The organism is Intrasporangium chromatireducens Q5-1, assembly GCF_000576575.1.
GTDB classification, from domain to species: domain Bacteria; phylum Actinomycetota; class Actinomycetes; order Actinomycetales; family Dermatophilaceae; genus Intrasporangium_A; species Intrasporangium_A chromatireducens.
On sequence record NZ_AWQS01000184.1, the window covers coordinates 1 to 7,470 of the forward strand.

Consider the following 7,470-nt stretch of genomic DNA (forward strand, 5'->3'; position numbering starts at 1 on the left):
GGAGTTTGCGCTCACTCGACGGGGCAGGGGGGGCGGCGGGGGAGCGGCGTGAAGCGGTGGACGGGGCAGGGGAGGGGGTGGCCGGCGAGCGAAGGGACGGTGAGCGGCATACTGCCGGAGACACCGAGCCACAGGGAGACGTGACGTGACCGAGCAGCCGACCGACCGCGACGCGTGGACGCGTCCGGGGGCCTTCGAGGTCGCTCCCGGCATCCATCGGATCCCGCTCCCGTTGCCGAACGACGGGCTGCGCGCCGTCAACGTCTACGCCATCGTCGATGGCGACGGGCTCACCCTCATCGATGGCGGGTGGGCGATCGAGGCGGCCGAGACGGCGCTCGCCGGGGCCCTCGACAGCCTCGGCTTCGGGGTCGAGCAGATCGGCCAGTTCCTCGTCACCCACGCTCACCGGGACCACTACACCAACGCTTCGATCGTCCGGAAGCGGTATGGCGCGACCGTGTCCCTCGGCGTCGGCGAGCGGCCCTGCATCGAGCACCTCGTCGAGCGCGCCGGTCAGGGTGGCGACGACGAGATCGAGGTCGCCCAGGTGCCGATGCTGCGCGAGGCGGGGGCGAAGGAGCTCGCCGACCACCTCGCCGCCTACCAGCCGCCACCGGTCGACCCCGACGAGTGGGCGGCGCCTGACCAGTGGCTCCGCGATGGGCAGGTCGTCGCCGTCGGTCCGCGCTCGCTGGCGGCGATCGAGACGCCGGGTCACACGAGCGGCCATCTCGTCTACCACGACGCGGCGGCCGAGCTGCTCTTCGCCGGTGACCACGTGCTGCCCCAGATCACGCCGTCGATCGGTTTCCAGGCGATCCGGCCGGAGTCGCCGCTGCGGGACTACCTCACCTCGCTGCAGCTCGTCCGCGCCATGCCGGACGCCCGGCTGCTGCCCGCCCACGGCCCGGTGACGAGCAGCGTCCACGAGCGGGTCGACGAGCTGCTCGCACACCACGAGGAGCGCCTCGACCTGACCCTGCGGGCCCTCGACACCGGTGCGGAGACTGCCTTCGAGGTGGCGGGTCAGTTGCACTGGACCCGGCGAAGGCGCCGACTCGCCGACATGGACGTGTTCAACGAGATGTTGGCGGTGCTCGAGACCGCCGCACATTTGCAGGTGCTCGCCGAGCGCCGGCTGGTCGTCGGCGAGCTGGTCTCCGGAGTGCGTCGGTACCGCTCCGCCTGAGAGGTTGCTGGGACCTCGCAGCCGGCCGCTTGTCCGGCTGGGCAGCGGGTAAGCGACGTCGCATGCAGACCCAGATCCGCGACCTGCTCGAGCGTGTTTCGCGGGTGCGGCTGCTCGTCCTCGGCGACGCCGTGCTCGATGCGTGGCTGTATGGCGCGTGCGGGCGCCTCGCGCGTGAGGCGCCGGTCCCGGTCCACGAGATCGACCACGTCGACTGGGCACCCGGCTCCGCCGGCAACTGCGCCGCCAACGCCGCGGCCCTGGGCGCCAGCGTCGAGCTGGTCGCCCTGGTCGGCGCCGACGAGGCGGGCCAGCGCCTGCGAGCAGCGCTGCGCCACCACGACGTCGACGACACGGGGGTCGTCGTGGACCCGCACCACAGCACGACGACCAAGTCCCGGCTCGTCGCAGACGGGCAGGTGATGGGTCGCTTCGACCTCGAGGCGCACGCGCCGTGGAGCGGCACCGCTGTGAACGAGCTGGCCGACCGGCTCGTCGAGCGACTGGACCACGTGGATGCCGTCCTCGTCGCCGACTACGGCAATGGCGCCCTCACCGACCAGGTGGTCCACCGGCTGTGCCGGGCGCGGAGCCGGCTCCGTGGACCGCTCGTCGTCGACGGGCACGACTTCCGCCGCTGGGACGCCTGCCACGTGACCGCGATGACCCCCAGCGCCGAGGAGCTGCGCGGCCCGGCCGGTGCCGACGAGGCGACCTGGACCAAGGCGGAGCGAATCGAGCACCTCACCGCCCGGTCGCAGGAGCTGCTGCGCGAGTGGCGCTGCGACCTGCTCCTCACGACCGTCGACTCGGACGGCACCTTGTTGCACCGCCGGGGCCGGCCGCCGCACCGGACCCGTGCCACCGCCCGGGCCACCCAGCAGACCTGTGGCGCGGGCGACACGGTGAGCACGACCTTCACCCTCGCCCTCGCGGCAGGCGCGGAGCCGGAGACCGCCGCAGACCTCGCCCAGCTCGCGGCCGGCGTCGTGGTCGATGAGGCCGGGACCTCGTGCTGCACCGCCGAGGCGCTCCTCGTGCGGAGCCGCGGCTACGACGACGACCTCGGCGTCACCTCGGCCACCGAGCTGCGCAAGCACGTCGCGGCTCACCGGGCCGCCGGCCGCCGGATCGTCTTCACGAACGGGTGCTTCGACATCCTCCACGCCGGGCACGTCGAGTACCTGCGCCAAGCACGATCCCTCGGCGATGTCCTCGTCGTGGCCCTCAACAGCGATGCCAGCGTGCGGCGGCTCAAGGGCAGCGACCGGCCGATCGTCCCGGAGGCAGAGCGTGCCGGGCTGCTGGCCGCTCTGCGCTCCGTCGACCACGTCGTCCTGTTCGACGCCGAGACCCCGCGCGAGCTGATCGAGCTGGTCCGGCCGGACGTCTACGTGAAGGGCGGCGACTACAACATCGAGATGCTGCCCGAGGCTCCCCTCGTCGAGCGGCTCGGGGGAGAGGTCGTCCTCGTCGACTACGTGGGTGGTCGCTCCACGACCCAGATCGTCGAGCGGATCCGTGGCGAGCGGCCAGCCCTGACCGCCGCGGAGCGCCCCGGATGACCGCCGCCGTCGACGTCCTCATCCCGACCTGCGAGCGGCCGCAAGCGCTCGCGGTCACCCTCTCCGGGCTGGCGTCCCAGTCCCACGACGGCTTCCGCATCCTCGTCAGCGACCAGTCCGCGCAGGCCGTCGCGGACGACCCGCTCGTCGCCGGGATGCGACGGGTCCTCGAGCTGCACGGCACGGAGGTCATCATCGAGCGCCACGTCGCGCGCCGGGGCGTCGCGGAGAACCGGCAGCACCTGCTCGAGCTCTCGCGGGCGCCCCACGTCCTCTGCCTCGACGACGACGTGTGGCTCGAGCCATGGGCGCTCGAGCGCCTCGTGGACGCGATCGACGAGCTCGACTGCGGGTTCGTGGGCTTCGCCGTCCAGGGACTCTCCTACCGGGACGACCACCGTCCCCACCAGCTCTCGGCCTACGAGGAGTGGCCCGGCCGCGTCGAGCCCGAGCGGGTCCGGCGCGGCACCCCGGCGTGGGACCGCCACCTGCTGCACAACGCCGCCAACCCCACTCACCTCGCCGAAAGCCTGAGGCTGGAGCCCTCCGACTGGCGCGCCTACAAGGTCGCGTGGATCGGCGGCTGCGTGCTCTACCGCCGCGCCGCGCTGCTCGAGGCCGGCGGGTTCTCCTTCTGGCCCGACCTGCCGCCCGAGCACGCCGGCGAGGACGTCGTCCCCCAGCTGCGCGTCATGGAGCGTCACGGCGGCGCCGGCCTGCTGCCGAGCGGCGCAGTCCACCTCGAGCTGCCCACCACCGTCCCGCACCGGGACGTCGAGTGCTACGACGTGGTGGGCCTGTGAGGCACACTCCCTCCCACGAGCGCAGCGTCGTCGATGACGTATGTCGGGTGCTTGCCTTGCGCGCGAACGGGATCGGCGACTTCCTCGTCGTCATCCCGGCGCTCACCGCGGTGCGGCACGCCTATCCCGAGGCGGAGATCACCGTCGTTGGTGACGCCTGGCTGCCGGCCCTCGTCGCGGGCCGGCCCGGCCCGTGGGACCGCTGCCTCGTCGCCCCGAAGTATCCCGGTCTGCGCGGCCTGCCGGCGGACGCAGCGCCGGCGGCGGACACCGAGCAGTTCATCGCGGCGCGTTGCCGAGAGCGGGTCGACCTCGCCCTCCAGCTGCACGGTGGAGGTGGCACGAGCAACACGTTCGTGTCGTCGCTCGGCGCCCGGGTCACGGCGGGCGCGCGGGCTGATGGGGCGCCCCCGCTCGACCGCACCGTGCCGTACCTGCCGCACCGACACGAGGTGCTCCGCTGGCTCGACGTCGTGGCCCTCGTCGGTGCCACCCACCTCGGTGCGGTCGACGAGCTCACCCCCCGGATCGCCGTGACGGAGCGGGACCGGGACGAAGCGCGTCGGGTGCTGCCCGGCGGCCATCCCTACGTGGCTCTCCACGTGGGGGCCCGGGATGCCCGGCGCCGCTGGCCCGCAGAGCGGTTCGTCGAGCTGAGCCGGCGGATCATGGCCGCGGGACTCCACGTCGTCCTCGTCGGGGGCCCCGACGATCGGGCGGCGTCCGCACGGGCAGCAGCCCGGCTCGGGGACCGCGACCGGGTGCGCAACGTCACCGGTCGGCTGTCACTGTCGGGCACGATCGGAGTCCTCGCCGACGCAGCCGCCTTCGTCGGCAACGACTCGGGTCCGCGGCACCTGGCAGCGGCGGTCGGCACGTCCACCGTGGGGGTCTTCTGGCTCACCAACGTGTTCGCGTTCGGCCCCCTCGTCGGTGTCGCTGACCGCGCACTCGTGTCCCAACAGGTGCACTGCCCCGTCTGTGGCGAGGAACAGCTCGAAACGCGCTGCCAGCACGATGTCTCGTTCGTCGACGCGGTGGCCGTCGACGAGGTCGAGGCGGCCCTGTGGCAGGTGCTGGGCGTGGAACGGCGGCGCCCGGCCAGCCGCCCGGCAGCCGACGTGGGGGCGGAGGAGGCGGCCGGGTAGGCCCGATGGGCAGCCCCCATGAGCAGCCCCCATGAGCAGCCCCGGCGAGCACCCACCGGCGACTCAGATGAGCCGGCGGTACGAGACCGGCCCGCGACGCACGACGTCCATCAGACCCCCCACCCAGCTGCGGGCTCGCAGTGCCGGTGTGTCGGCGGCTGCCGCGTTCATCATCCCGTCGAGCGCCTCGGTGACCGCTGCCGTGGCGTCGAACCGGGGCGACCAGCCGAGCTCGCGTCGGGCGCGGTCGGTCGACATTCGCGGCACGGCCGCGGCGAGGTCGAGCCAGCCGGGGTCGACCGGCTGCAGGCGCAGCGTCCACGTGGCGGCCGCGAGAGCGCGCAGCCAGCGCCAGGGCAGGTGCACTGGTCGGGCGCCGAGCACGGCCGCGATGTCGGCTCGGCGCACCTCGCCGTCACCGGCGATGTTGAACGCGCCGGTGGCCCGCTGCTCGAGCACCCGCGCCACCGCGTCGACGAGGTCCTCGACGTGGACGAACTGCGCCCGGAAGCCGCGGTCGAGCGGCAGCACGGGCAGGTGGCGCAGGACCAGGGTGGGGGCCCACACCGGGTAGGTGTAGCGCAGCAGGGCGCTCCCGCTCGTGCGGTGACCGATCAGGGCGGGTCGCATCCGGGCGATCGCGATGCGGCCGCGGGCCTCCTCGTCGTCGAGCAGCCGCTCGACAGCGGCCTTGTGCCGGCTGTACGGCAGCGTCGTGATGCCGCCGGTCGGATAGCTCTCGTCGACCGGTTCTTCTCGCGCCCGAGGCGAATACGCGCCGAGGGACGAGAAGTCGACGAAGTGGGGGACTCCGGCGGCAACCGCGGCCTCGAGCGCCGCCCGGGTGCCGCCGATGTCGAGGCGGCGCAGGTAGGCGGCATCGTGGCTCGGCTGGAACCCGAAGACGAGGTGCACGACCGCGTCGGCGCCGCGCATCACCGTGGCGAGCCGCCTGGCGGCGTCGGCGCTCGTCACGTCGATCGCGTGCCACTGCGCCTGTCGCAGCGCCCAGCCCCTCGTCGGCGGGCGGCGCGCGACGCCGACGACGTCCTGGCCGTCCGCCGCAAGGCGGTCGAGCAGGGCGCTGCCGACGTTGCCGGACGCGCCAAGGATGACGACCCTCATGACCGGCTCAGGCCGCCGGGTCGAGGACGACCTTGATGCAGCCGTCCGACTTCTGCTGGAACATCGCGTATGCCGCTGGGGCGGAGCTGAGCGGGAGGCGGTGCGTCGCGAGGTGGCTGAGGCCCAGGACGTCGTCCTCGGACGTCACGCAGGGCATGATCGCGTCCGTCCACCGCCGCACGTTGCACTGCCCCATCCGCACCGTGACCTGACGGTCGAACATGGTGAGCATCGGCACCGGGTCCATCGCCCCGCCGTAGACGCCGACGAGCGAGACCGTGCCACCACGCCGCACCGACCGCAGCGCCGTGTGGAGCGCGTCGAGGCGGTCCACCCCGGCATGGGTGAAGAGCGGCTGGGCGACGGCCTTGGGCAGCATGCCGGCCGCCGTCTGCGCGGCCTTGGCCACCGGTGACCCGTGCGCCTCCATCCCGACGGCGTCGATGACCGCGTCGGGTCCCCGACCGCCGGTCAGCTTCAGGAGCGTCTCGACGACGTCGTCGACGCTGCCCTGGTCGACGACCTCCGCGCCCCACTCCGCGGCGAGGGCCAGGCGCTCGGTGACGCGGTCGACGGCGATGACGCGCGCCGCTCCCTGCAGCCGCGCGACGCGGACGCAGAGCTGGCCGACCGGGCCGAGACCGAGCACGACGACGGTGTTGCCCTCGACCGGGTTCTTCTCGAGCGAGCGGTCGCCGGTCGCGGCATAGGCGACGCCCTGCCACGCGGTGGGGAGGATGTCGGAGAGATAGAGGTACTGCTCGTCCGGTCCCTCGTGGGGGACGACGATCGGGCCGTACTGCGCCTGCGGCACACGGAGATACTCCGCCTGCCCACCCGGCACCTCGCCGTAGAGCTCGGTGTAGCCGAACAGGGCTGCGCCCGTGCCGTGCTGGGTCACTTGCGTCGTCTCGCACTGCGACTGCAGGCCGTGCGTGCACATCCAGCACGTGCCGCAGGAGATGTTGAACGGCACGACGACGCGGTCGCCGACCTTGAGGCGTTGCCCCGCCTGTGAGCCGACCGCCTCGACGACGCCCATCGTCTCGTGGCCGAGCACGTCACCCGGCTTGAGGAACGGTCCGAAGATGTCATAGAGGTGCAGGTCGGAGCCGCAGATGGCGGTCGACGTGACGCGGATGACGGCGTCGGTGTCGTGTTGGATCGTCGGGTCAGGCACGGTCTCGACGCGGACGTCGTGCTTGCCCTGCCAGGTCACGGCTCTCACTGGGACTCCCTCGGTGGCGTTGGCGGTCACCGGTCTCTACCCACCGGCCACTCGAGGGGAACGCCCGCACGCCGTCTCCTATCCTGACTCGATGGATCTCGAGTTCTCCGGGCAGCTGTGGTTCTGGAGAGGCCCGGCTCCGTGGCACTTCGTGACCGTCCCGGACGACGGGTGCCGACAGATCGCCGACGCCGCCCCGTTCGTGTCGTACGGGTGGGGCTGCGTCCCGGTGCGGGGGCAGATCGGCGACACGCAGTTCGAGACGTCCCTGATCCCGAAGGACGGGCGCTACCTCGTGCCGGTCAAGACGGCGGTGCGCCGGGCGGAGGCGCTCGAGCTGGGTGACCAGGTGCCCATCCGGCTCGTCATCGACGCCTGACAGCCCGTCGAAGGGCCACCAACCGACGAG

The 7,470-nt window shown here is 72.9% G+C and carries 7 protein-coding genes; 5 read left to right on the forward strand and 2 right to left on the reverse strand.

Annotated features, from left to right (window positions below):
- Positions 1 to 145: 145 nt before the first annotated feature.
- The 4 genes from N864_RS16730 (at position 146) to N864_RS16745 (ending at position 4,708) form a co-directional block, all read left to right on the forward strand.
- On the forward strand, positions 146 to 1,192 hold the full coding sequence (locus N864_RS16730; protein ID WP_034719456.1) for an MBL fold metallo-hydrolase: 1,047 nt from the start codon (positions 146 to 148) through the stop codon (positions 1,190 to 1,192).
- Positions 1,193 to 1,254: 62 nt separating this feature from the next.
- Entirely contained in the window at positions 1,255 to 2,757 is a 1,503-nt protein-coding gene (gene rfaE2, locus N864_RS16735; protein ID WP_034719459.1) for a D-glycero-beta-D-manno-heptose 1-phosphate adenylyltransferase, read from the forward strand.
- Entirely contained in the window at positions 2,754 to 3,560 is an 807-nt protein-coding gene (locus N864_RS16740; protein ID WP_034719462.1) for a glycosyltransferase family 2 protein, read from the forward strand. Before rfaE2 ends, N864_RS16740 begins: the two co-directional genes overlap by 4 nt.
- Positions 3,557 to 4,708 carry a glycosyltransferase family 9 protein gene (locus N864_RS16745; RefSeq protein ID WP_081793966.1) on the forward strand — a complete coding sequence of 384 codons (1,152 nt, stop codon included), beginning with the start codon at positions 3,557 to 3,559 and terminating at the stop codon, positions 4,706 to 4,708. Before N864_RS16740 ends, N864_RS16745 begins: the two co-directional genes overlap by 4 nt.
- A gap of 63 nt (positions 4,709 to 4,771) precedes the next feature.
- Here the strand turns inward: N864_RS16745 and N864_RS16750 are convergent, their stop codons facing one another.
- Positions 4,772 to 5,833, reverse strand: a complete 1,062-nt coding sequence (locus N864_RS16750) for an NAD-dependent epimerase/dehydratase family protein (protein ID WP_034719466.1) — start codon at positions 5,831 to 5,833, stop codon at positions 4,772 to 4,774.
- Positions 5,834 to 5,840: 7 nt separating this feature from the next.
- Entirely contained in the window at positions 5,841 to 7,061 is a 1,221-nt protein-coding gene (locus tag N864_RS16755; protein ID WP_034719467.1) for a zinc-dependent alcohol dehydrogenase, read from the reverse strand.
- A gap of 91 nt (positions 7,062 to 7,152) precedes the next feature.
- Between N864_RS16755 and N864_RS16760 the strand changes: the two genes are divergently transcribed.
- The gene (locus tag N864_RS16760; protein ID WP_034719468.1) at positions 7,153 to 7,440 is read left to right on the forward strand and encodes a DUF1905 domain-containing protein; all 288 of its coding nucleotides are present in this window, start codon (positions 7,153 to 7,155) and stop codon (positions 7,438 to 7,440) included.
- The last annotated feature ends 30 nt before the right edge of the window (positions 7,441 to 7,470 follow it).